Here is a 23,699-nt window from a genome sequence, read left to right on the forward strand (position 1 = left end):
CGCCAGCACCGCCTGAGCCGGCCGAACCTGCCGAGCCGATAGCGGCCGAAGCCGTGCCCGCCGTTCCGGCAGCGCCTGCCAAACCGGCCAAGCCAGCCAAGCCTGCCAAGGTGATGCGCGCCTTGCCTGCGGTGCCTGCCGTACCTGCGTTGCCCATGATGGCCGCCCCGTCAGCGCCGGCCGCGCCGGCCGCCTTGCCTGCACCGCCCGCGCCACCGGCGCCACCGGCGCCGCGTATGACTGGCGTGCAGAACTTCCGCTACGACCGTGACAGCCGCAATGCCGGCTACGCGCTGGTGCATGCCAACAAGGAAGGCATCACGGTGTCCGCTTCCCGCACGGACCTGAACAAAATCGAGACCGCGCGCCGCACCGTCAAAGGCGATTTCATCTGGTTCCGCGACGGCGACAAGACTTACCTGATCCAAGACCCCGCGGCCATCGCCAAGGCCGACGAAGCCTGGGCGCCCGTCAACCGCATCGGTGAAAAAATGGATGCGCAGGGCAGGAAAATGGACGCCCAAGGCAAGGTCATGGACGAACTGGGCCGTCAGATGGACAGGCTCGGTCATGACGTCGGCGACAAGATCCAGCTGGACATGGACCGCCAGCAGCGCCAGATGGACCGGATAGCGCGGCAGCAGGAAGCGGTGGGACGGCGCATCGAACAGGCGGCGCGCGACATGGGCGACGATCCGACGCCGGAAAGAGTACGCCGCTTCCACGAGCGCCAGGCCGCGCTGCAGGCGGAAATGGAACCGCTGCAAAAGCAGATGGCGCAATACCAGCGCGAGCTGGCGCCGCAACAGGCGAAAATCCAGGCCATGCATCAACCCATGCAGGCGCTGAGCAAGCAGATGGCGGAAGCCGGCAAGCCGATGGCTGAGCTGGGCCAGGCCATGGGCGAGCTGGGCCGCGAGCAGGCCAAGGCCAGCCGCGAAGCCGAGCGCGCCATGAAGGAGCTGATCAAGGACGCCGTCAAGACCGGCAAAGCCGTGCCCGCGCCGTCCGCGTAATTAACCGCTGGGGTCAAGTCTGACATTTGGACACGGGCTCTGCCGTAGTGTTCACTACGGCAGAGCCCGTGTCCAAATGTCAGACTTGACCCCGGAGTACTGTGTATGCAGCCAGTACCGGTATAATCACGGGATGCACAATCTTCTTCATAACCTCAACGACGAACAACTCGCCGCCGTGACCCTGCCGGCACAAAGCGCCCTGATCCTCGCGGGCGCCGGTTCCGGCAAAACCCGTGTACTGACGACCCGCATCGCCTGGCTGATTCAAACCGGCCAGGTGTCGCCGTCGGGCCTGCTGGCTGTCACCTTCACCAACAAGGCGGCCAAGGAAATGATGACGCGTTTGTCGGCGATGTTGCCGATCAATACACGCGGCATGTGGATCGGCACCTTCCACGGCCTGTGCAACCGCCTGCTGCGCACCCACCACCGCGACGCCGCGCTGCCGCAGACCTTCCAGATCCTCGATACCCAGGACCAGCTGTCGGCCATCAAGCGCCTGATCAAGGCCCACAACGTCGACGACGAGAAGTTTCCGCCGAAAGAGGTGATGTACTTCATCAACGGCGCCAAGGACCAGGGCCTGCGCGCCGACAAGATCGAACCCTACAACGCCGACGAGCGCAAGAAGTGCGAGCTCTACCAACTCTACGACGACCAGTGCCAGCGCGAAGGCGTGGTCGATTTCGCCGAGCTGCTGCTGCGCACTTACGAGCTGCTCAGCCGTAACCAGCCGCTGCGCGAACACTATCAGCAGCGCTTCAAGCACATCCTGGTCGACGAGTTCCAGGATACCAATGACCTGCAATACAAGTGGCTCAAGCTGCTGGCCGGCCACGGCGAGCGCGACGGCGGCAGCGCCTTGTTCGCCGTCGGCGACGACGACCAGAGCATCTACGCCTTCCGCGGCGCCAACGTCGGCAATATGAGCGCCTTCGAGCGCGAGTTCAAGGTGCAGAACCTGATCAAGCTGGAGCAGAACTACCGCTCGCACGGCCACATCCTCGACGCCGCCAACGTGCTGATCGCCAACAACAGCAAGCGCCTGGGCAAGAACCTGCGCACCGACGCCGGCCACGGCGAACAGGTGCGCGTGTACGAAGCCAGCTCCGACCTGGCCGAGGCGCAGTGGATCATCGAGGAAACCAAGAGCCTGATCGCCGACGGCGCCGCCCGCAGCGAGATCGCCGTGCTGTACCGCTCCAACGCGCAGTCGCGCGTGATCGAGCATGCGCTGTTCTCGGCCGGCATTCCGTACCACGTGTACGGCGGCCTGCGCTACTTCCAGCGCGCCGAGGTCAAGCACGCGATCGCCTATCTGCAGCTGATGGACAATCCGCACAACGACTCGGCCTTTCTGCGCGTGGTCAATTTCCCGACGCGCGGCATCGGCCTGCGCTCGATCGAGGCATTGCAGGCGGCCGCCGAACAGCACCGCATTTCGCTGTATGCCGCCGTCCCGTATGTGGCGGGCAAGGCCGGCTCGTCGCTGGGCGGCTTCGTCAAGCTGATCGAGGGCGCGCGCTTTGAAACGCAGCAGATGGCCTTGCCGGAACTGGTGCGCGTGGTGCTGGAGGCTTCCGGCCTGCTGACCCACTACCAGACCGAAAAGGAAGGCGCCGACCGCATCGAGAACTTGGAGCAGATGGTCAGCGCCGCGACCCAGTTCGTGTCCGAAGAGGGCTACGGCCAGGGCGCCCCGGCCCACCTGGGCCCGCAGGCGCAGGCCCAGGCCGGCGTACCGATCGTCAACGAAGACGGCTTCGAGATCCTCGACGCCGACGCCGCGCTGCCGACCGTGATGTCGCCGCTGTCGGCCTTCCTGTCGCACGCGTCGCTGGAGGCGGGCGACAACCAGGCCACCGCCGGCCAGGAAGCCGTGCAGATGATGACGGTGCACTCGGCCAAGGGGCTGGAGTTCAACAACGTCTTCATCACCGGCCTGGAAGAGGGCTTGTTCCCGCACGAGAGCAGCTCGCGCGAGCACGACGGCGTGGAAGAGGAACGCCGCCTGATGTACGTGGCGATCACGCGCGCGCGCCAGCGCCTGTACATGTGCTTTGCGCAGACCCGCATGCTGCACGGCCAGACCCGCTACAACATGAAGTCGCGCTTCTTCGATGAGCTGCCGGAGGAATCGCTGAAGTGGCTGTCGCCGAAGGTGCAGTCGCACTGGTTCGCCAACAAGAAGTCGGCCTGGGACGAGACGCCGCTGGTCGGCTCGGACAACGCCATCGCGCAAAAGATCGCGCAGAAGTCGCCCGGCTCGGGCTGGCGCATCGGCGAGTCCGTTGCGCACGGCAAGTTCGGCGAGGGGGTGATCGTCAACATCGAGGGCAGCGGCAACAATGCCCGCGCGCAGATCAACTTCGGCAGCCACGGCATGAAGGTGCTGGACCTGAGCATCGCCAAGCTGGAGCGGCTGGGCCGTTAACCCCGCACGGCCAGGCGGGGTCTGACCCCGTTCGGGGTCAGACCCCTAAGTGCCGCGGCGGGCGTATCGCTCAGGCATGCGGGGGTGTCGCCGGCGGCGCGCTGGCCTCCGGCGTGCCGAAGATCTGGCGGTAGCAGGCGTACAGCGTGCAGTGCATCAGGACCACCATGATCAGGAACAGCGTGAAGATGGCGGTCACTTCCAGCTGCGCCGAATCGAACAGCAGCACCGGGATCGCACTGCCGATCTGGAACATCAGGAACAGCACCACGGCCGCCGCCAGGAAGGCCTTGAAGTCGCGCGCCACCGTCACCACGCTGAAGAACAGCGCCTTGGCCAGCGTCATCTTCTGCCAGTAGATCAGCGGCGCGGCCAGGCTGGTCAGCATCCAGCCCAGCATGTAGATGCCGGACGAGACGAACAGCGCGCTGCGCGAGTTTTCCAGCATGTCCTTGTCCATCGGGATCTGGCGCGTGGCCATCTTGATCAGCACGCCGTCGTCCAGCCAGCTCAGCACCGCCAGCGCGAACAGCATCACCAGCAGGTACATCAGGCCCAAGCCCAGCAGCGGTCCGCGCGCGGGCTTGCGGAAGCCGCAGAACACCAGCCGGGGCAAGGCGCGCTGCTCATGGTCGATATCGGCGCAGGCTTGCAGCAGGGCGATGCTGAACATCGGCGCCAGCAGCGTCGGCGCCACCGAGCCGAGCAGCGGCACCACCAGCGAAAACAGCGACATGAACATGCAGCAGAAGAACAGCGCCATCAGCGCGCCCGGCTGCTTGCGGAACAGCTGCAAGGCTTGCTTGACCCAATGCCAGCCGGTGCGTGCGGGAAGTTTGCTCATCCGCGCAGCTCCGGCGCCGGCGTGGCGATGCGTTCGCGCAGGATGCGCTCGAAGTGGCCGGGGTCGTGCGGCGTCAGCATCTCCGCCTCGCGCGGCAGGTGGAAGTCGTACAGGCGCGACAGCCAGAAGCGCAGCGCCGCCGCGCGCAGCATCGGCTGCCACGCGCTCTGTTCGGCGTCGGTGAACGGGCGCACGGCATGGTAGGCGTCCAGCAGGGCGCGCACGCGGGCCGGGTCCAGCACGCCGGTGTCGAGGGCTATGCACCAGTCGTTGACGGTGACGGCGACGTCGAACAGCCAGGTGTCGCAGCCGGCGAAGTAAAAGTCGAAGAAGCCGGTCAGGCGCTCGCCGTCGAACATCACGTTGTTGCGGAACAGGTCGGCGTGCACCGGACCGCGCTGCAACTGGTGATAGGTGGCGCAGGCGGCAAACGCTTCCTGGAAGTGCATCTCGGCGCGCAGCAGGTGGGCGCAGCTGTCGTCCAGGAAGGGCAGTACTTGCGGCGTGGTCTCGTTCCACCAGTCCAGGCCGCGCAGATTGGGCTGTTGCAGCGGATAGTCGACGGCGGCCAGGTGCATGCGCGCCAGCATGGCGCCGACGGCGGCGCAATGCACCGGCTGCGGATCCATCTGCGACTTGCCTTCCAGCTTGGTGACGATGGACGCGGGCTTGCCGTGCAGGGCGACGATCAGCTCGCCCTGGTCGTTGGCGACCGGCGCCGGCACCAGCACGCCGCGGTCGGCCAGGTGGTGCATCAGCTTGAGGTAGAACGGCAACTGCTCGAAGGACAGGTTCTCGAAGATGGTCAGCACGAACTCGCCGCGCTCCGTCGTCAGGAAGAAGTTGCTGTTTTCAATGCCGCTGGCGATGCCTTTGAGCGCCAGGGCTTGGCCGAGGGGAAACTGCTTGATCCACGGGGTAAGGTCATCCAGGCTGACCGGGGTAAAAACTGCCATGTGAAAACTTGATGAGGTTCGGTGGGCGGCGCCGCAGTCGTGCGGGCGCCGGGGGACGCCCGCTGGGCGGGCGTGCGCTTTATTTCACGGCTGGCGGGGCGGCGGTGTCCGACGAGCCGTCTTCTTCCGTGGTTTTTTTCTTCTTCTTGCCGATGTCGAACTCCATCACCGTCCATTGCGGGCCGCGGTTGGCGCTGCCCATGGCGTCGCCGGGCAGGGCGGTGCCGGCGGGATGGTTGGGTTTCACTTTGTAAGTGCTGGGGCCGCTTTTGACGGTCGCTTCCACCACCTGGCCACTGTTGTCACGCTTTTCCGTGATCTGGCGCTCCTGCGCCGGCTTGGCTGTCACGGTGATCGGATCGTCGGCCATTTCCTCTATCTTTTCCAGTTTTGGCGGAGCCTGGCTCGGAGTCGACTGGGCAAACGCCGTGTGGGCGAACAGCGTCAGGAGGAGGGCAGGCAAGAGGGTGGTCGTGCGCATCATGATGGATCGCCTTAGGGGTGAAAGTCGGGTGTGAAAAACCGTCAAATTTTTATGTATGATCCATTGTAACAAACAGACACGGTTCTCTGTTTTTAAAAGCCGATTTCCCCACAGTGGCGCTGGGGTATTGTTATTTTGAAAAGACGGTCGCGGGCAGGGGAAGCGCCGCCAAAACCTGCGATAATGCGCCATTCGTTCGTGGCCTAGCCGCCATTGTTGCGCGGCGCCCTCACCCATATCTAGTGTCTATGCAAAATACCCTGCTGTTAGTTGACGGTTCCAGTTACCTCTATCGCGCCTTCCACGCGCTGCCCGACCTGCGCAGCGCGGACGGCCATCCGACCGGCGCCATGCACGGCATGGTCAATATGTTGCGCCGTCTGCGCGCCGACTTCCCGGCCGCCTACATCGCCTGCGTGTTCGACGCCAAGGGCAAGACCTTCCGCGACGACATGTATCCCGAGTACAAGGCCACGCGCGCCTCGATGCCGGACGACCTGCGCCTGCAGATCGAACCCATCCACGAGGCGGTCAAGGCCATGGGCTGGCCCATCCTGATGGTCGACGGCGTGGAGGCGGACGACGTCATCGGCACGCTGTCGGTGCAGGCGGCGCAGGCCGGCCTGAACGTGGTGGTGTCCACCGGCGACAAGGACCTGGCGCAGCTGGTCAACGACAAGGTCATGCTGATCAACACCATGACCAACGAGAAGATGGACGAGGCCGGCGTGCTGGCCAAGTTCGGCGTGCCGCCGAACCGCATCATCGACTACCTGACCCTGATCGGCGACACCGTCGACAACGTGCCCGGCGTCTCCAAGTGCGGCCCGAAGACCGCGCTGAAGTGGCTGACCGCCTACGACTCGCTGGACGGCGTGATCGCCAACGCCGCCCAGATCGGCGGCGCGGTTGGCGAAAACCTGCGCAACGCGCTGGAATGGCTGCCGAAAGGCCGCGAGCTGATCACCGTGAAGCTGGACTGCGACCTGTCCGGGCACATGACGACGATCGCCGAATCGCTGGTGGCGCGCGGCGAGGACAAGGAAACGCTGCTGGCCTTCTTCAGCAAGTACGGCTTCAAGACGCTGCTGCGCGAGCTGGGCACGGCCACGCCGCAGGCACCGGTGGGCAAGGCCAGCCCCGCGGCCGCCGCTGAACCGGCGGCCGGCGGCGCCGTTTCCGCCAACCTGGACATGTTCGGCGATGCGCCCAAGCTCGACACCAACTATGAAACCGTGCTGACCGACGAGCAGCTGGACAAGTGGATCGCCCTGATCGACGCCGCCAAGCTGACCGCCGTCGACACCGAAACCACGTCGCTGGAGCCGATGACGGCCCAGATGGTCGGCATTTCGCTGTCGGTGGAGCCGGGCGTGGCCTGCTACATCCCGGTCGCGCACAGCTACCAGGGCGTGCCGGAGCAGCTGTCGCGCGAGCACGTGCTGGCCAAACTGAAGCCATGGCTGGAAGACGCGAGCAAGCTCAAGGTCGGCCAGAACCTGAAGTACGACAGCCACATCTTCGCCAACCACGGCGTCAAGCTGCAAGGCATTCAGCATGACACGCTGCTCGAATCGTATGTATTCGAATCGCACCGCACGCACGATATGGACAGCCTGGCGCTGCGCCACCTGAACCACACGACGATACCGTTCGTGGATGTGTGCGGCAAGGGCGCCAGCATGATCACCTTCGACAAGGTGGAGATCGGCCGCGCCACCGAGTACGCGGCGGAAGACGCCGACATCACGCTGCGCCTGCACCAGGCCATGATCGGCGAAGTGGAGAACGACGCCAAACTGAACTTCATCTACCGCAACATCGAACTGCCGACCGCCGTCGTGCTGCAAAAGATCGAACGCAACGGCGTGCACATCGACGCCGAGCTGCTCAACATCCAGTCGGCCGAGCTGGGCGCGCGCATTGTCGAGCTGGAAGCGAAGGCGCATGAGCTGGCCGAGCAGCCGTTCAACCTCGGCTCGCCTAAGCAGATCGGCGAGATCTTCTTCGAGAAGCTGAAACTGCCGGTGGTGAAGAAGACCCCGAGCGGCGCCCCGTCCACCGACGAGGAAGTGCTGCAAAAGCTGGCCGAGGACTATCCGCTGCCGAAAGTACTGCTGGAATACCGCAGCCTGTCGAAGCTGAAGTCGACCTACACCGACAAGCTGCCGAAAGGGATCAACCAGGAAACCGGCCGCGTGCACACCAACTACGCGCAGGCGGTGGCGGTGACGGGCCGTCTGGCCTCCAACGACCCGAACCTGCAGAACATCCCGATCCGCACCAAGGAAGGCCGCCGCATCCGCGAAGCCTTCATCGCGCCGGCGGGCAGCCACATCGTGTCGGCCGACTATTCGCAGATCGAGCTGCGCATCATGGCGCACATCTCGGAAGACGAGAACATGCTGCGCGCGTTTGCCGAGGGCGTCGACATTCACCGCGCCACGGCCGCCGAGATCTTCGGCGTGGAGAAGGACGACGTCTCCAGCGAGCAGCGCCGCTACGCCAAGGTGATCAACTTCGGCCTGATCTACGGCATGAGCGCCTTCGGCCTGGCCGGCAACCTGGGCATCGAGCGCGGCGCGGCGCAAAGCTATATCGACCGCTACTTCGCGCGTTTCTCGGGCGTCAAGCAGTACATGGACGACACGCGCTTGCAGGCCAAGGCGCGCGGCTATGTGGAGACGGTGTTCGGCCGCCGCCTGTGGCTGCCGGAGATCAATTCGCCGAACGGCCCGCGCCGCCAGGGTGCGGAGCGCGCCGCGATCAACGCGCCGATGCAGGGCACGGCGGCCGACCTGATCAAGCTCGCCATGGTGGCGGTGCAGGACTGGCTGGAAAAGGATAAGCTGCAGACCAAGATGATCATGCAGGTGCATGATGAACTGGTGCTGGAGGTGCCGGACGCCGAACTGGCGCTGGTCAAGGAGATGCTGCCGAAGCTGATGGCCGGCGTGGCGGAGCTGAAGGTTCCGCTGACCGCCGAAGTCGGTGTCGGTAAGAACTGGGACGAGGCTCACTGAGCCTCGGCGAACTGAGCTTTCGCACGCTAAATACGGAGGAATCGCATGGATGATTTGACGCAGGATGCAGAGAGTTTGTTGACCAAGACCAGTCTGTCGGACGGCGTCGACCGCCGCGACTTCCTGAAGGTGGCGCTGGGCACCGGCTTTGCCGCCGCCGCGCTGCCGGTGGTGGCGCAGAACGTCATCAAGACCGATACCGCCGGCCTGACCGCCGGCACCATCACCCTGACGGTGGACGGCGTGCAAGTACCCGTGTACCGCGCCCAGCCGGAAGGCAAGACCAATCTGCCAGTGATACTGGTGGTGTCGGAAATCTTCGGCGTGCACGAGCACATCGCCGACGTCGCCCGCCGCCTCGCCAAGCAGGGCTACCTGGCGCTGGCGCCGGACCTGTTCGTGCGCCAGGGCGATCCGCAAAAAGCCGCCTCGATCGCCGAACTGCAGCGCGACATCATCTCCAAGACGCCGGACGCGCAAGTGATGGCCGACCTGGACGCGACCGTGGCCTGGGCCAAGGCCAACGGCGGCAACGGCGACAAGATCGGCATCACCGGCTTCTGCTGGGGCGGCCGCATCACCTGGATGTACGCCGCGCACAACCCGAGCATCAAGGCCGGCGTAGCCTGGTATGGCCGGCTGCTGGGCGACAGCACTCCGGTGACTCCCAGGCACCCAGTTGATATCGCTGGATCTCTGAGCGTACCCGTGCTGGGCCTGTACGGCTTGAAGGACACCGGCATCAGCCAGGAATCGATCACGGTCATGAAGGCGGCGCTGGCCAAGGGGCCGAACAAGTCCACTTTCGTCATCTATCCGAACTCCGGCCACGCCTTTAACGCGGACTACCGCGCCAGCTACGTCGAAGCCGACGCCAAGGATGGCTGGGGCCGTCTGCTGGCCTGGTTCAAGCAAAACGGCGTCATCTAAGGGCTGTTTTTCCGGGCTTTTAGCCAAAGATGAGCACAAAACCGGGCCGGGCGGTAAAATAACGCCCCCGGCCTGCGCGCAGCGGCACGGTCCCTGCTACAAGAGGCTATAACATCGATCCCGTACTCATCTCCATCCTACTGGCCACCACGGTTGCCGGCGTCGTCAGCATCACCGCTGCCGCGGTGTTCTCGTTTACGCTGCTGTCCAAGGTGGTGGAGCGCATGGTCAGCCTGTCGGTGGGCATCATGCTGTCGACCTCTTTGCTGCACGCCTTGCCGGAAGCGTTCGAATCGGGCGCCAGCGCGCGCAGCCTGTTCGCGACCCTGCTGGCCGGCCTGCTGGCCTTCTTCCTGCTGGAGAAGACGGCCATCCTGCGCCATTCGCACCACCACGAGGGCGACGGCCACCACCACCATCACGGCCACGACAAACGCGAGGCGGGCAAGGCCGGCTGGATGATCCTGGTCGGCGACGGCATGCACAACTTCACCGACGGCATCCTGATCGCGGCGGCCTTCCTGGCCAATCCCGAGCTGGGGCTGGTGACGGGGCTGGCCATCATCGCGCACGAGATACCGCAGGAGATCGGCGACTTCATCGTGCTGCTCAACGCCGGCTTCTCGCGCACGCGGGCCTACATCTACAATTTGCTGTGCAGCCTGCTGGCGATCGCCGGCGGTTTGCTGGGCTATTACACGCTGGACCGCGCCAGCAGCCTGATACCGTATGTGCTGGTGTTTGCGTCGTCGGGTTTCATCTACATCGCCGTCAGCGACCTGATGCCGCAGATGCAGCGCCGCGCCACGCTGCGCGAAACCATCCCGCAAGTGCTGTTGATCGCCCTCGGCGTCATCATCGTGCTGTTCCTCACGCGCGGCCACTGAGCCTTGTGACCGCTCAATCCCGCGCGCTTGCGTCAGGCGGCGCCGGGAGTATCATGGCGGGATGAACTCCAGACAAAAAAAGCAAGCTGAAGCGTTAGCGGCCCTCTCCGCCGCCGATCGCGCTCGCCTTGAACGGATTGCGAGCCTTGCGGATGTCACTCCGGAGCACCTTTGGCCTGACGTCTGGCTCTACGGATTCGAGGATGTGGAGGACGGCGTGCGGGCCGATCTTGAAGCTGAAGAAGATATTGCCGCTGGCCGGACCATTCCAAATGAAGAAGTCATGGCGGAAGCAAGACGCATAGTAGAGAGTTATGCCAAGCGGAAGCGGAACGCCGGCTAAACTACCGGTGCGCTGGAATTCGCGCGCGCGAACCTCGTTGAATAACTCGCTGCACCGCATCGGGGCGCAAGATCCAAGCACCAGCATTCTGATTCAGCAACGGGTTTCGGCTGCGTTGGATGCCATCGCAATGCAGCCGGGGATAGGCACACCGACGCGGCGTCGCAATACCAGGCGCTTTCCCATTGCCAAAACCGGGCATGTTATCGAGTACACCCTTGTTGGCGGTGCAATCACGGTGACGCGCTGGGTGCGCCAGGCGCGGGTGCGAAAAATCTAGTGAGCGCCAGTCGCCACCGGCCGGGTCGGGTCGGCGCACCATTCGCTCCAGGAGCCGGGGTAGAGCGCCGCGCCCGACAGGCCGGCCACTTCCAGTGCCAGCAGGTTGTGGCAGGCCGTCACGCCCGAGCCGCATTGCATGATCGCCTGCGCCGCGCTGGCGAACAGCGGCGCGAATTCCTCTTTCAATTGCGCGGCGTCCTTGAAGCGGCCGTCGGCGTTCAGGTTGTCCTTGAAGAAGCGGTTCTTCGCGCCGGGAATATGGCCGCCCACCGGATCGATGGTCTCGTTCTCGCCGCGATAACGGTCGGCCGCGCGGGCGTCGACCACGGTGCGGGCCTGCGTGGCCAGGTTGGCCACCACATCCTCCACCGACACCGTCTCCACCAGCGAAGCCCGCTCGCTGATGCCACCGCGTGCGCGTGGCGCTTCGGGCGTCGCCATCGGCAAGCCTTGCGACTGCCAGGCGGCAAGGCCGCCGTCCAGCACCGCCACCGCCGGATGTCCCACCCAGCGCAGCAGCCACCACAAGCGCGCCGCGAACATGCCGCCGTGCGCGTCATACGCCACCACTTGCGTATCGTCGTTGATGCCCCAGCCGCGCAGCGTGTCGATCAGCGCCGCGCGCTCCGGCAGCGGATGACGGCCGCGGAACTTGCCGTCCGCGCCGACCTTGGCGCCCGACAGGTCGCTGTCGATGTTGGCAAACTGCGCGTTCTGGATATGGCCGATGGCAAAGCCGTCGCGGCCGGCGTTCGGGTTCATCAGGTCATGGCGGCAATCGAGTATCACCCAATTGTCGTCGGTCAGGTGCTGGGACAGGTCGGCGGCGCTGATCAGAGTGGTGTACATATTCCGGGTTTCCTTAGACTTCGCTGGCTATGGGGTCGGTATTGGCTATCGCCTTACCGCGCTCGGTGTTACGCGTATTGTAAAACGTTGCGGCCACACCGGACACCAGTATCACGCCTATGCCCACCCAGCTATGCCAGCTGAACACGTCGCCGAACACCAGCACGCCCCACACGCTGGAAAACACGATGCCGGTGTACTGCAGATTGGCCACCACCAGCGTCTGGCCCAGGCGATAGGCGCGCGTCATGGCGATCTGCGCGCTGGTGGCGCAGATGCCTATGCCCAGCAACAGCAGGCCGCCGTGCATGGTATGGATCGGATGCCATACCGCGCCCTGGTCGCCGGCAAACACGAAATTGCCGGCGATACCGGCTACCAGATTCATCACCGAGAAGTAGAACACCACGCGGTTCTCCGGCTCGCCCGCCAGGCCCAGCTTGCGCACCTGCATATAGGCCATGGCCGACAGCACGCTGGAGCTGAGCGCGATCAGCGCCGGCGTCAGTTGATTGGCATGGAAGGCCGGTTGCAGCAGCAGCGTCACGCCGACAAAGCTCATGCCGACCGCCGCCATCAGCGGCCACCTGACCTGGTTCCTGGCATGCCACCAGCCCATCGCGAACAGCCAGACGGCGATCCAGATCGGCGCCATGTAGTTGAGGGTCATGGCGGTGGCCAGCGGCAGCTTGGCGATGGCGTAGAACCACAACCACAGCGACACCACGCCGACCAGCCCGCGCCACAGATGGGCGCCCGGCATGGTGGTGGTGAATTTGCCGCCTTGAAGTTTGATGATGGAAAACAGCACGGCCACGCCGACCACGCCACGGTACATCACGATTTCGGATGTGGAGAATTCCTCCGAGGCCAGCTTCACGCACACCCCCATGGCGGCGAACATGAAACTGGCAAACAACATCCAAAGTGACTGCATCGTTTTCCTAGAGCTCGATATTGGCCCGGTACCACTCGTGGAAGTGCTGCATGCCGTCTTCCATCGGCGACTGGTAAGGACCGGCGTCGCTGGTGCCGCGCTTCATCAGCGCCTTGCGGCCGGCGTCCATGCGCTGGGCGATCTCGTCGTCCTCGACGCAGGTTTCCATGTAGGCTGCGCGTTCGGCCTCGATGAACTCGCGCTCGAACAGCACGATCTCTTCGGGGTAGTAGAACTCCACCACGTTCTTGGTGCGCTGCGGGCCGTCCGGCCACAGGGTCGAGACGATCAGCACGTGCGGATACCATTCGACCATGATGTTCGGGTACAGCGTCAGCCAGATCGCGCCGTACGGCGGCGGTTCGCCGCCACGGAACTTGAGCACCTGCTCCTGCCAGCGCTTGTAGATCTCGGAGCCGGACTTCTGCAAGCCCTTGTTGACGCCGACGGTCTGCACGCTGTAGTCGCGGCCGAATTCCCAGCGCAGGTCGTCGCAGCTGACGAAGCCGCCCAGGCCCGGGTGGAAGGGCTCGACGTGATAGTCCTCCAGATAGACCTCGATGAAGGTCTTCCAGTTGTAGTTGCACTCGTGGACTTCGACGTGGTCGAACATATAGCCGGAGAAATCCAGGTCCTTCGTCACCGACAGGTCCTTGAGCTTATCCATGACGTCATAGCCGTTCTGCTCGAACAGCAGGCCGTTCCAGCTTTGCAGCCTGGTCTTGGGCAGGTTCAGGCAGGGCGTTTCCGGGAAGTGCGGCGCACCGATCAGCTCGCCCTTGAGGTCGTAGGTCCAGCGGTGCAGCGGGCAGACGATGTTGTTGGCGTTGCCGCGGCCGTTGAACATCAGCGCCTGGCGGTGGCGGCAGACGTTGGACAGCACTTCCAGCCCGTTTGCGTTGCGCACCAGCATACGCCCTTCATCTTCGGAGACGAGGGTCGCGAAATCGCCGCTGTTCGGCACCATCAGCTCGTGCCCGATATAGCGCGGGCCGGCGTGGAATAATTGCTGCATTTCTCGCTGCAGTAGCGCTTCGTCAAAATAGACGTCAACCGGAAGTTGCGCGTTCGAACGCGCCAGCTTGGCGTGGGTACCCAGATCGGACATCCCAACCCCCCTTAATATGTACATCAAACCAAAGAGAGACAGAATCCGTAAAGACCTGAATTCAATTCGTTGAAAATGGTATTTCGGACAGAACCGGAGATTATACCGCGTTTCTCCCCGTTTCAGCGGACTGCCGTGCCCGTTTCCGGGCAAAAGCTTGCATAAACTGCATGCCGATAGGGGATATGGGGGCGATTGCGATAAAATCCATGGTTTCCGCCCTGCGCCGGGGCCTATAGTTCCACCGGATAAGGTGGTTTGTTCTAAAATAACGGGCTACACTGCGCTGGCACGTGTTTTTGCCAAGAAACCTGAGTGACTATGTCTAAGAAATCAACTGCCGACGCGACCGCCGCCGCCCCCGTCTCGTTTGAAGAAGCGATGGCGGAGCTGGCGCAGCTGGTTGCCCAAATGGAGGCAGGCCAACTGCCGCTGGAAGCTTCGGTGGCCGCCTATGCGCGCGGCTCCGAGCTGGTGAAATTCTGCGCCGCCCAGCTGGAAAAAGTGGAATCCCAGGTCAAGGTGCTGGAGGGCGACATGCTCAAGCCCTTCGCCGAAGCCGCCGAGGCCGAACAATGAACGGCGCCTTCGACGATTGGATGAAAACCGTGCAGGCGGCATCGGAAAACGATTTATCCGCTTATTTGCCCACTTCGCTGCCTGACGCCGCCGCTGCTCCAGACAAGCTGCACGCGGCGATGCGCTATGCGCTGCTGGGTGGCGGCAAGCGCGTGCGTCCGCTGCTGGTGTACGCGGCCGGCGCGCTGTTCGGCGCCGACGCGGCCATCCTGAGCCGCGCCGCCGCTGCGGTGGAAATGATCCACGCCTACTCGCTGGTGCACGACGACATGCCGTGCATGGACGACGATGAACTGCGCCGCGGCAAGCCGACGGTGCACGTGGCCTACGACGAAGCGACCGCGCTGCTGGTCGGCGACGCGCTGCAATCGCAAGCCTTCCTGGTGTTGTCCGAAGCGGACAGCATTCCAGCGGCACGCCAGGTGGCGATGCTGCGCCTGCTGGCGCACGCGTCCGGCTCGGCCGGCATGTGCGGCGGTCAGGCGATCGATCTCGACAGTGTCGGCCTGAGCCTGACGCTGGAACAGCTGGAGCAGATGCACCAGCTGAAAACCGGCGCGCTGCTGCGCGCCGCGGTGGTACTGGGCGCGCTGGCCGGCAAGGATCTGGAACCGGCCGAACTGCAGGCGCTGAACGACTACGCGCGCGCCATCGGCCTGGCCTTCCAGGTGGTGGACGACGTGCTCGACGCCACGGCCGATTCGGCCACGCTGGGCAAGACCGCCGGCAAGGACGCCGCCGACAACAAGCCGACCTATGTCTCGATCCTGGGTCTGGAACCGTCGCGCGCCCTGGCGCAACAATTGCGGCTCGACGCGCACGCAGCGCTCGCGCCGTTTGGAGAAAAAGCTCTGCGGTTACGCGAACTCGCGGATTTGATCGTGCAGCGGAAGGCATAAATGAAATTGCTCGAAAACATAGACTCACCAGCGGATGTGCGCAAACTGGCGCGCACCCAGCTGACGCCGCTCGCGCATGAACTGCGCAGCTACCTGCTCGATTCGGTGTCGAAGACCGGCGGCCACCTGTCGTCCAACCTCGGCACGGTCGAACTGACCGTGGCGCTGCACTACGTGTTCAACACGCCGCACGACCGCATCGTGTGGGACGTGGGCCACCAGACCTATTCGCACAAGATCCTCACCGGCCGCCGCGAGCGCATGCACACGCTGCGCCAGCTGGGCGGCATCTCCGGCTTCCCGAAACGCGACGAAAGCGAATACGACACCTTCGGCACCGCCCACTCGTCGACCTCGATCTCGGCCGCGCTGGGCATGGCGCAGGCGGCCAAGATCAAGGGCGAGCACCGCCACGCGATCGCCGTGATCGGCGACGGCTCGATGACGGCCGGCATGGCCTTCGAAGCGCTGAACAACGCCGGCGTCCAGGAAGACCTGAACCTGCTGGTGATCCTGAACGACAACGACATGTCGATCTCGCCGCCGGTGGGCGCGCTGAACCGCTACCTGGCGCGCCTGATGTCGGGACAGTTCTACGCCGCCGCCAAGAACGTCGGCAAGTCCGTGCTGCCCGGCCCCGTGCTGGAACTGGCCAAGCGCCTGGAGGAACACGCCAAGGGCATGGTGGTCCCGGCCACGATGTTCGAGGAATTCGGCTTCAACTACATCGGCCCGATCGACGGCCACGACCTCGAATCGCTGGTGCCGACGCTGCAGAACATCAAGCAGCTCAAGGGCCCGCAGTTCCTGCACGTCGTCACCAAGAAGGGCCAGGGCTACAAGCTGGCCGAGGCGGAACCGGTGCTGTACCACGGCACGCCGAAATTCAATCCGGCCGAAGGCATCAAGCCGGCCGCCGCGCCGGGCAAGATGAGCTACACCGACGTCTTCGGCAACTGGCTGTGCGACATGGCCGCCGCCGACAAGAAGCTGGTCGGCATCACGCCGGCCATGCGCGAAGGTTCGGGCATGGTGCGCTTCGAGCAGGAATATCCTGACCGCTACTTCGACGTCGGCATCGCCGAGCAGCACGCCGTCACCTTCGGCGCCGGCCTGGCTTGCGAGGGCCTGAAGCCGGTGGTGGCGATCTACTCCACCTTCCTGCAGCGCGGCTACGACCAGCTGATCCACGACGTGGCGCTGCAAAACCTGGACGTGACCTTCGCGCTGGACCGCGCGGGCCTGGTGGGCGCGGACGGCGCCACCCACGCCGGCAACTACGACCTGGCCTACCTGCGCTGCATCCCGAACATGGTGGTGATGGCTGCCTCGGACGAAAACGAATGCCGCCAGATGCTGAGCACCGGCTACCACTACAAGGGACCGGCGGCGATCCGCTACCCGCGCGGCGCCGGCGCCGGCGCGGCGATCCAGCCGGAGCTGACGACCATTGAAATCGGCAAGGGCGAGATCAAGCGCAAGGGCCAGAAGATTGCCATTTTGGCCTTCGGCTCGATGGTGGCTCCGGCCACGGCCGCAGGCGAGGCGCTGGACGCCACCGTGGCGAATATGCGCTTCGTCAAGCCGCTGGACGTGGAACTGATCAAGCAGCTGGCGGCCGAACATGATTACCTGGTGACGGTGGAAGAGGGTTGCATCATGGGTGGCGCGGGCGCCGCCGTGGCTGAAGCGCTGGCCGCCGAAGGCATCGTCAAGCCGTTGCAGATGCTCGGCCTGCCGGACAAGTTCATCGACCATGGCGACCCGGCCAAGCTGCTGGCCAGCGTGGGCCTGGACGCCGCCGGCATCACCGCCTCGATCAAGGCGCGCCACGCCGCCGAGCCGCGCCTGGTGGTCAATAACGGCTAAATACCGTTGCTGTTACGCTCAAAGCCGCCTCCGGGCGGCTTTTTTCTTGCCTATCGCAAAGGTGCATCCTATATTGGTATAAACAGTTTATTCGGTTTATATCGCCATGAATGCCGCCGCCTCCCTGTTTTCCGGTTTGCTGTTCGCCTGTGGGACGGCGGGCGCGCAGGTGCCTGAGTCGGGCAGGGCGCAGGAGTTGAGCTTCAGCGCGGAGGAAGTGGCCAGCACCGTGGAAGACCGCTATATCGACCGCGTGGTCGAACTGGCCGCCGCCGGCCGCCTGGACGATGACCGCGCCTTGCTGGCCCGCCTGCAAACCATAGGCGCTGGCCTGATACGGGCCGCCGTGGCGTTGAAGCCGGAAGCGGCCGCCTGGCAATGGGAATTTCATACGACCAGCGACACCGAAGTCGACGCCATCTGCATGGCGGGCGGCAAAATCCTGGTGGGCAGCGCCTTCGTGCGCCAACTGGCCCTCAGCGACGGCGAACTGGCGACCCTGCTGGGCCACGAAGTCGCCCACGCGGTCGCCGAACATCACCGCGAAACCTTGTCGGAAGCGCTATTCCTGAACCGCTATCCGGCCGTGCCGCTGGAAGTGGTGCTGGAACGGCTGGAGAGCGACCTGTCGGTGCAGATCCGGCTTTCCAAGCTATCGAGCCTGCAGGAATCCGAGGCCGACCAATTGGGCATGGTGCTGGCGCACCGTGCCGGCTGGCCGGCTGCCGACATGGTCGGCTTCTACCGCAAGCTGTCCGACGGCGACCAGCTGGCGCTGGTGGCCGGCGCCTATCCGGCCAGCGCCTCGCGCCTCAGCATGGCCAAGGGCATGGCGCTGCTGTTCCAGGCCGATAAGTTTGGGGTCAAGTCTGACATTCGGACACGAGCTGTTCCGTAGCGGCCGCTACGGAACAGCTCGTGTCCGAATGTCAGACTTGACCCCAAACTTATCGGCCTGGAACAGCAGCGCCATGCCCTTGGCCATGCTGAGGCGCGAGGCGCTGGCCGGATAGGCGCCGGCCACCAGCGCCAGCTGGTCGCCGTCGGACAGCTTGCGGTAGAAGCCGACCATGTCGGCAGCCGGCCAGCCGGCACGGTGCGCCAGCACCATGCCCAATTGGTCGGCCTCGGATTCCTGCAGGCTCGATAGCTTGGAAAGCCGGATCTGCACCGACAGGTCGCTCTCCAGCCGTTCCAGCACCACTTCCAGCGGCACGGCCGGATAGCGGTTCAGGAATAGCGCTTCCGACAAGGTTTCGCGGTGATGTTCGGCGACCGCGTGGGCGACTTCGTGGCCCAGCAGGGTCGCCAGTTCGCCGTCGCTGAGGGCCAGTTGGCGCACGAAGGCGCTGCCCACCAGGATTTTGCCGCCCGCCATGCAGATGGCGTCGACTTCGGTGTCGCTGGTCGTATGAAATTCCCATTGCCAGGCGGCCGCTTCCGGCTTCAACGCCACGGCGGCCCGTATCAGGCCAGCGCCTATGGTTTGCAGGCGGGCCAGCAAGGCGCGGTCATCGTCCAGGCGGCCGGCGGCGGCCAGTTCGACCACGCGGTCGATATAGCGGTCTTCCACGGTGCTGGCCACTTCCTCCGCGCTGAAGCTCAACTCCTGCGCCCTGCCCGACTCAGGCACCTGCGCGCCCGCCGTCCCACAGGCGAACAGCAAACCGGAAAACAGGGAGGCGGCGGCATTCATGGCGATATAAACCGAATAAACTGTTTATACCAATATAGGATGCACCTTTGCGATAGGCAAGAAAAAAGCCGCCCGGAGGCGGCTTTGAGCGTAACAGCAACGGTATTTAGCCGTTATTGACCACCAGGCGCGGCTCGGCGGCGTGGCGCGCCTTGATCGAGGCGGTGATGCCGGCGGCGTCCAGGCCCACGCTGGCCAGCAGCTTGGCCGGGTCGCCATGGTCGATGAACTTGTCCGGCAGGCCGAGCATCTGCAACGGCTTGACGATGCCTTCGGCGGCCAGCGCTTCAGCCACGGCGGCGCCCGCGCCACCCATGATGCAACCCTCTTCCACCGTCACCAGGTAATCATGTTCGGCCGCCAGCTGCTTGATCAGTTCCACGTCCAGCGGCTTGACGAAGCGCATATTCGCCACGGTGGCGTCCAGCGCCTCGCCTGCGGCCGTGGCCGGAGCCACCATCGAGCCGAAGGCCAAAATGGCAATCTTCTGGCCCTTGCGCTTGATCTCGCCCTTGCCGATTTCAATGGTCGTCAGCTCCGGCTGGATCGCCGCGCCGGCGCCGGCGCCGCGCGGGTAGCGGATCGCCGCCGGTCCCTTGTAGTGGTAGCCGGTGCTCAGCATCTGGCGGCATTCGTTTTCGTCCGAGGCAGCCATCACCACCATGTTCGGGATGCAGCGCAGGTAGGCCAGGTCGTAGTTGCCGGCGTGGGTGGCGCCGTCCGCGCCCACCAGGCCCGCGCGGTCCAGCGCGAAGGTCACGTCCAGGTTTTGCAGCGCCACGTCGTGGATCAGCTGGTCGTAGCCGCGCTGCAGGAAGGTGGAGTAGATCGCCACCACCGGCTTCAGGCCCTCGCAAGCCAGGCCGGCGCCGAAGGTGACGGCGTGCTGCTCGGCGATGCCGACGTCGAAGTAGCGGTCAGGATATTCCTGCTCGAAGCGCACCATGCCCGAACCTTCGCGCATGGCCGGCGTGATGCCGACCAGCTTCTTGTCGGCGGCGGCCATGTCGCACAGCCAGTTGCCGAAGACGTCGGTGTAGCTCATCTTGCCCGGCGCGGCGGCCGGCTTGATGCCTTCGGCCGGATTGAATTTCGGCGTGCCGTGGTACAGCACCGGTTCCGCCTCGGCCAGCTTGTAGCCCTGGCCCTTCTTGGTGACGACGTGCAGGAACTGCGGGCCCTTGAGCTGCTTGATGTTCTGCAGCGTCGGCACCAGCGATTCGAGGTCGTGGCCGTCGATCGGGCCGATGTAGTTGAAGCCGAATTCCTCGAACATCGTGGCCGGGACCACCATGCCCTTGGCGTGTTCCTCCAGGCGCTTGGCCAGTTCCAGCACGGGGCCGGGCAGCACGGACTTGCCGACGTTCTTGGCGGCGGCGTAGAACTGTCCCGACATCAGGCGCGCCAGGTAGCGGTTCAGCGCGCCCACCGGCGGCGAGATCGACATGTCGTTGTCGTTCAGGATCACCAGCAGGTTCAGGTCTTCCTGGACGCCGGCGTTGTTCAGCGCTTCGAAGGCCATGCCGGCCGTCATCGAGCCGTCGCCGATCACGGCGATCGCGTGGCGGTGCTCGCCCTTGATCTTGGCCGCCTGCGCCATGCCCAGCGCGGCCGAGATCGAGGTCGACGAGTGGGCGGTGCCGAAGGTGTCGTATTCGCTTTCGTCGCGTTTCGGGAAGCCGGAGATGCCGCCCAGCTGGCGCAGCGTGTGCATGCGCTCGCGGCGGCCGGTGAGGATCTTGTGCGAATAGGTCTGGTGGCCCACGTCCCACACGATGCGGTCGTGCGGCGTGTTGAACACGTAGTGCAGCGCCACGGTCAGTTCGACCGTGCCGAGGTTGGACGACAGGTGGCCGCCGGTCTTCGACACCGAATCGAGCAGGTAGCTGCGCAGTTCATGCGCGAGCGGCGTCAGCTGGGTGCGCGCCAGTTTGCGCACATCCGCTGGTGAGTCTATGTTTTCGAGCAATTTCATTTATGCCTTCCGCTGCACGATCAAATCCGCGAGTTCGCGTAACCGCAGAGCTTTTTCTCCAAACGGCGCGAGCGCTGCGTGCGCGTCGAGCCGCAATTGTTGCGCCAGGGCGCGCGACGGTTCCAGACCCAGGATCGAGACATAGGTCGGCTTGTTGTCGGCGGCGTCCTTGCCGGCGGTCTTGCCCAGCGTGGCCGAATCGGCCGTGGCGTCGAGCACGTCGTCCACCACCTGGAAGGCCAGGCCGATGGCGCGCGCGTAGTCGTTCAGCGCCTGCAGTTCGGCCGGTTCCAGATCCTTGCCGGCCAGCGCGCCCAGTACCACCGCGGCGCGCAGCAGCGCGCCGGTTTTCAGCTGGTGCATCTGCTCCAGCTGTTCCAGCGTCAGGCTCAGGCCGACACTGTCGAGATCGATCGCCTGACCGCCGCACATGCCGGCCGAGCCGGACGCGTGCGCCAGCAGGCGCAGCATCGCCACCTGGCGTGCCGCTGGAATGCTGTCCGCTTCGGACAACACCAGGAAGGCTTGCGATTGCAGCGCGTCGCCGACCAGCAGCGCGGTCGCTTCGTCGTAGGCCACGTGCACCGTCGGCTTGCCGCGGCGCAGTTCATCGTCGTCCATGCACGGCATGTCGTCGTGCACCAGCGAGTAGGCGTGGATCATTTCCACCGCAGCGGCGGCGCGGCTCAGGATGGCCGCGTCGGCGCCGAACAGCGCGCCGGCCGCGTACACCAGCAGCGGACGCACGCGCTTGCCGCCACCCAGCAGCGCATAGCGCATCGCCGCGTGCAGCTTGTCTGGAGCAGCGGCGGCGTCAGGCAGCGAAGTGGGCAAATAAGCGGATAAATCGTTTTCCGATGCCGCCTGCACGGTTTTCATCCAATCGTCGAAGGCGCCGTTCATTGTTCGGCCTCGGCGGCTTCGGCGAAGGGCTTGAGCATGTCGCCCTCCAGCACCTTGACCTGGGATTCCACTTTTTCCAGCTGGGCGGCGCAGAATTTCACCAGCTCGGAGCCGCGCGCATAGGCGGCCACCGAAGCTTCCAGCGGCAGTTGGCCTGCCTCCATTTGGGCAACCAGCTGCGCCAGCTCCGCCATCGCTTCTTCAAACGAGACGGGGGCGGCGGCGGTCGCGTCGGCAGTTGATTTCTTAGACATAGTCACTCAGGTTTCTTGGCAAAAACACGTGCCAGCGCAGTGTAGCCCGTTATTTTAGAACAAACCACCTTATCCGGTGGAACTATAGGCCCCGGCGCAGGGCGGAAACCATGGATTTTATCGCAATCGCCCCCATATCCCCTATCGGCATGCAGTTTATGCAAGCTTTTGCCCGGAAACGGGCACGGCAGTCCGCTGAAACGGGGAGAAACGCGGTATAATCTCCGGTTCTGTCCGAAATACCATTTTCAACGAATTGAATTCAGGTCTTTACGGATTCTGTCTCTCTTTGGTTTGATGTACATATTAAGGGGGGTTGGGATGTCCGATCTGGGTACCCACGCCAAGCTGGCGCGTTCGAACGCGCAACTTCCGGTTGACGTCTATTTTGACGAAGCGCTACTGCAGCGAGAAATGCAGCAATTATTCCACGCCGGCCCGCGCTATATCGGGCACGAGCTGATGGTGCCGAACAGCGGCGATTTCGCGACCCTCGTCTCCGAAGATGAAGGGCGTATGCTGGTGCGCAACGCAAACGGGCTGGAAGTGCTGTCCAACGTCTGCCGCCACCGCCAGGCGCTGATGTTCAACGGCCGCGGCAACGCCAACAACATCGTCTGCCCGCTGCACCGCTGGACCTACGACCTCAAGGGCGAGCTGATCGGTGCGCCGCACTTCCCGGAAACGCCCTGCCTGAACCTGCCCAAGACCAGGCTGCAAAGCTGGAACGGCCTGCTGTTCGAGCAGAACGGCTATGACGTCATGGATAAGCTCAAGGACCTGTCGGTGACGAAGGACCTGGATTTCTCCGGCTATATGTTCGACCACGTCGAAGTCCACGAGTGCAACTACAACTGGAAGACCTTCATCGAGGTCTATCTGGAGGACTATCACGTCGAGCCCTTCCACCCGGGCCTGGGCGGCTTCGTCAGCTGCGACGACCTGCGCTGGGAATTCGGCCGCGACTACAGCGTGCAGACCGTCGGCGTCAACAAGGGCTTGCAGAAGTCCGGCTCCGAGATCTACAAGCGCTGGCAGGAGCAGGTGCTCAAGTTCCGTGGCGGCGAACCGCCGCCGTACGGCGCGATCTGGCTGACGCTGTACCCGAACATCATGGTCGAATGGTATCCGCACGTGCTGATCGTCTCGACCCTGTGGCCGGACGGCCCGCAGCGCACCAAGAACGTGGTGGAGTTCTACTACCCCGAAGAGATCGTGCTGTTCGAGCGCGAGTTCATCGAGGCCGAACGCGCAGCCTACATGGAAACCTGCGTCGAGGACGACGAGATCGCCCAGCGCATGGACGCCGGCCGCAAGGCGCTGATGAAGCGCGGCACCAGCGACGCCGGTCCTTACCAGTCGCCGATGGAAGACGGCATGCAGCACTTCCACGAGTGGTACCGGGCCAATATCGAGCTCTAGGAAAAC

Annotated in this window: 21 protein-coding genes and 1 pseudogene; 12 read left to right on the forward strand and 10 right to left on the reverse strand. The window is 64.4% G+C overall.

Translation table 11 applies throughout. The features are described 5' to 3' along the window. Both DUGA2_RS19010 and DUGA2_RS19015 read left to right on the forward strand, forming a co-directional pair. Window positions 1–1,016 (forward strand): annotated as a pseudogene (locus tag DUGA2_RS19010) (DUF4175 domain-containing protein); the annotation flags it as partial. A gap of 133 nt (window positions 1,017–1,149) precedes the next feature. Further along, window positions 1,150–3,453 (forward strand): UvrD-helicase domain-containing protein, encoded by a 2,304-nt coding sequence (locus DUGA2_RS19015; protein ID WP_070271092.1) that lies wholly within the window; start codon window positions 1,150–1,152, stop codon window positions 3,451–3,453. A gap of 70 nt (window positions 3,454–3,523) precedes the next feature. Here the strand turns inward: DUGA2_RS19015 and DUGA2_RS19020 are convergent, their stop codons facing one another. From DUGA2_RS19020 to DUGA2_RS19030, 3 genes are all read right to left on the reverse strand, one after another. Next, complete coding sequence (locus tag DUGA2_RS19020; RefSeq protein ID WP_070271093.1) at window positions 3,524–4,297, reverse strand: BPSS1780 family membrane protein; 774 nt, start codon at window positions 4,295–4,297, stop codon at window positions 3,524–3,526. Next, window positions 4,294–5,253 (reverse strand): homoserine kinase, encoded by a 960-nt coding sequence (locus DUGA2_RS19025; RefSeq protein ID WP_070267111.1) that lies wholly within the window; start codon window positions 5,251–5,253, stop codon window positions 4,294–4,296. Before DUGA2_RS19025 ends, DUGA2_RS19020 begins: the two co-directional genes overlap by 4 nt. 79 nt (window positions 5,254–5,332) lie before the next feature. After that, window positions 5,333–5,737 carry a hypothetical protein gene (locus DUGA2_RS19030; protein WP_070267112.1) on the reverse strand — a complete coding sequence of 135 codons (405 nt, stop codon included), beginning with the start codon at window positions 5,735–5,737 and terminating at the stop codon, window positions 5,333–5,335. 248 nt (window positions 5,738–5,985) lie between these two features. On the opposite strand from DUGA2_RS19030, the gene polA reads away from it, so the two are divergent. From polA to DUGA2_RS33630, 5 genes are all read left to right on the forward strand, one after another. Continuing rightward, window positions 5,986–8,760 (forward strand): DNA polymerase I, encoded by a 2,775-nt coding sequence (gene polA / locus DUGA2_RS19035; RefSeq protein WP_070267113.1) that lies wholly within the window; start codon window positions 5,986–5,988, stop codon window positions 8,758–8,760. A 45-nt stretch (window positions 8,761–8,805) separates the two neighbouring features. Then, window positions 8,806–9,690: a dienelactone hydrolase family protein gene (locus tag DUGA2_RS19040; RefSeq protein WP_070267114.1), complete on the forward strand. Its 885-nt coding sequence runs from the start codon at window positions 8,806–8,808 to the stop codon at window positions 9,688–9,690. Between the two features lie 185 nt (window positions 9,691–9,875). Then, window positions 9,876–10,577: a ZIP family metal transporter gene (locus DUGA2_RS19045; protein ID WP_008445231.1), complete on the forward strand. Its 702-nt coding sequence runs from the start codon at window positions 9,876–9,878 to the stop codon at window positions 10,575–10,577. A 61-nt stretch (window positions 10,578–10,638) separates the two neighbouring features. After that, window positions 10,639–10,920 carry a hypothetical protein gene (locus tag DUGA2_RS32820; RefSeq protein WP_071658844.1) on the forward strand — a complete coding sequence of 94 codons (282 nt, stop codon included), beginning with the start codon at window positions 10,639–10,641 and terminating at the stop codon, window positions 10,918–10,920. 37 nt (window positions 10,921–10,957) lie between these two features. Continuing rightward, window positions 10,958–11,200 (forward strand): hypothetical protein, encoded by a 243-nt coding sequence (locus DUGA2_RS33630; protein ID WP_168167754.1) that lies wholly within the window; start codon window positions 10,958–10,960, stop codon window positions 11,198–11,200. Here DUGA2_RS33630 and DUGA2_RS19055 read toward each other — a convergent pair. Genes DUGA2_RS19055 through DUGA2_RS19065 form a run of 3 tightly spaced genes read right to left on the reverse strand, consistent with a single transcriptional unit; the run spans window position 11,197 to window position 14,096 of the window. After that, complete coding sequence (locus DUGA2_RS19055; protein WP_070267116.1) at window positions 11,197–12,051, reverse strand: sulfurtransferase; 855 nt, start codon at window positions 12,049–12,051, stop codon at window positions 11,197–11,199. The two genes, DUGA2_RS33630 and DUGA2_RS19055, sit on opposite strands and share 4 nt — an antisense overlap. 13 nt (window positions 12,052–12,064) lie before the next feature. Beyond that, on the reverse strand, window positions 12,065–12,988 hold the full coding sequence (locus DUGA2_RS19060) for a DMT family transporter (RefSeq protein WP_070267117.1): 924 nt from the start codon (window positions 12,986–12,988) through the stop codon (window positions 12,065–12,067). A gap of 7 nt (window positions 12,989–12,995) precedes the next feature. Then, entirely contained in the window at window positions 12,996–14,096 is a 1,101-nt protein-coding gene (locus DUGA2_RS19065) for an aromatic ring-hydroxylating dioxygenase subunit alpha (protein ID WP_070267118.1), read from the reverse strand. Window positions 14,097–14,417: 321 nt separating this feature from the next. Between DUGA2_RS19065 and DUGA2_RS19070 the strand changes: the two genes are divergently transcribed. The 4 genes from DUGA2_RS19070 to DUGA2_RS19085 all read left to right on the forward strand — a co-directional run bounded on the left by DUGA2_RS19070 (window position 14,418) and on the right by DUGA2_RS19085 (window position 18,341). Beyond that, window positions 14,418–14,675 carry an exodeoxyribonuclease VII small subunit gene (locus DUGA2_RS19070; RefSeq protein ID WP_070267119.1) on the forward strand — a complete coding sequence of 86 codons (258 nt, stop codon included), beginning with the start codon at window positions 14,418–14,420 and terminating at the stop codon, window positions 14,673–14,675. Beyond that, on the forward strand, window positions 14,672–15,574 hold the full coding sequence (locus tag DUGA2_RS19075) for a polyprenyl synthetase family protein (protein WP_070267120.1): 903 nt from the start codon (window positions 14,672–14,674) through the stop codon (window positions 15,572–15,574). Before DUGA2_RS19070 ends, DUGA2_RS19075 begins: the two co-directional genes overlap by 4 nt. After that, on the forward strand, window positions 15,575–17,443 hold the full coding sequence (dxs, locus tag DUGA2_RS19080) for a 1-deoxy-D-xylulose-5-phosphate synthase (RefSeq protein ID WP_070271095.1): 1,869 nt from the start codon (window positions 15,575–15,577) through the stop codon (window positions 17,441–17,443). Window positions 17,444–17,549: 106 nt separating this feature from the next. Then, a complete protein-coding gene (locus DUGA2_RS19085; RefSeq protein ID WP_070267121.1) occupies window positions 17,550–18,341 on the forward strand; it encodes a M48 family metalloprotease in 792 nt (263 codons plus the stop codon). A gap of 6 nt (window positions 18,342–18,347) precedes the next feature. On the opposite strand, the gene DUGA2_RS19090 is transcribed toward DUGA2_RS19085, so the two are convergent. The 4 genes from DUGA2_RS19090 to DUGA2_RS19105 form a co-directional block, all read right to left on the reverse strand. Next, complete coding sequence (locus DUGA2_RS19090; RefSeq protein WP_070267121.1) at window positions 18,348–19,139, reverse strand: M48 family metalloprotease; 792 nt, start codon at window positions 19,137–19,139, stop codon at window positions 18,348–18,350. A gap of 106 nt (window positions 19,140–19,245) precedes the next feature. Then, window positions 19,246–21,114: a 1-deoxy-D-xylulose-5-phosphate synthase gene (dxs, locus tag DUGA2_RS19095; protein ID WP_070271095.1), complete on the reverse strand. Its 1,869-nt coding sequence runs from the start codon at window positions 21,112–21,114 to the stop codon at window positions 19,246–19,248. Then, window positions 21,115–22,017: a polyprenyl synthetase family protein gene (locus tag DUGA2_RS19100; protein ID WP_070267120.1), complete on the reverse strand. Its 903-nt coding sequence runs from the start codon at window positions 22,015–22,017 to the stop codon at window positions 21,115–21,117. Continuing rightward, on the reverse strand, window positions 22,014–22,271 hold the full coding sequence (locus DUGA2_RS19105; RefSeq protein ID WP_070267119.1) for an exodeoxyribonuclease VII small subunit: 258 nt from the start codon (window positions 22,269–22,271) through the stop codon (window positions 22,014–22,016). The genes DUGA2_RS19100 and DUGA2_RS19105 overlap by 4 nt, the downstream gene beginning before the upstream one ends. Window positions 22,272–22,592: 321 nt before the next feature. On the opposite strand from DUGA2_RS19105, the gene DUGA2_RS19110 reads away from it, so the two are divergent. Beyond that, on the forward strand, window positions 22,593–23,693 hold the full coding sequence (locus DUGA2_RS19110; protein WP_070267118.1) for an aromatic ring-hydroxylating dioxygenase subunit alpha: 1,101 nt from the start codon (window positions 22,593–22,595) through the stop codon (window positions 23,691–23,693). Window positions 23,694–23,699: the final 6 nt, after the last annotated feature.

This window comes from Duganella sp. HH101 (genome assembly GCF_001758795.1).
Lineage (GTDB): Bacteria > Pseudomonadota > Gammaproteobacteria > Burkholderiales > Burkholderiaceae_D > Rugamonas > Rugamonas rivuli.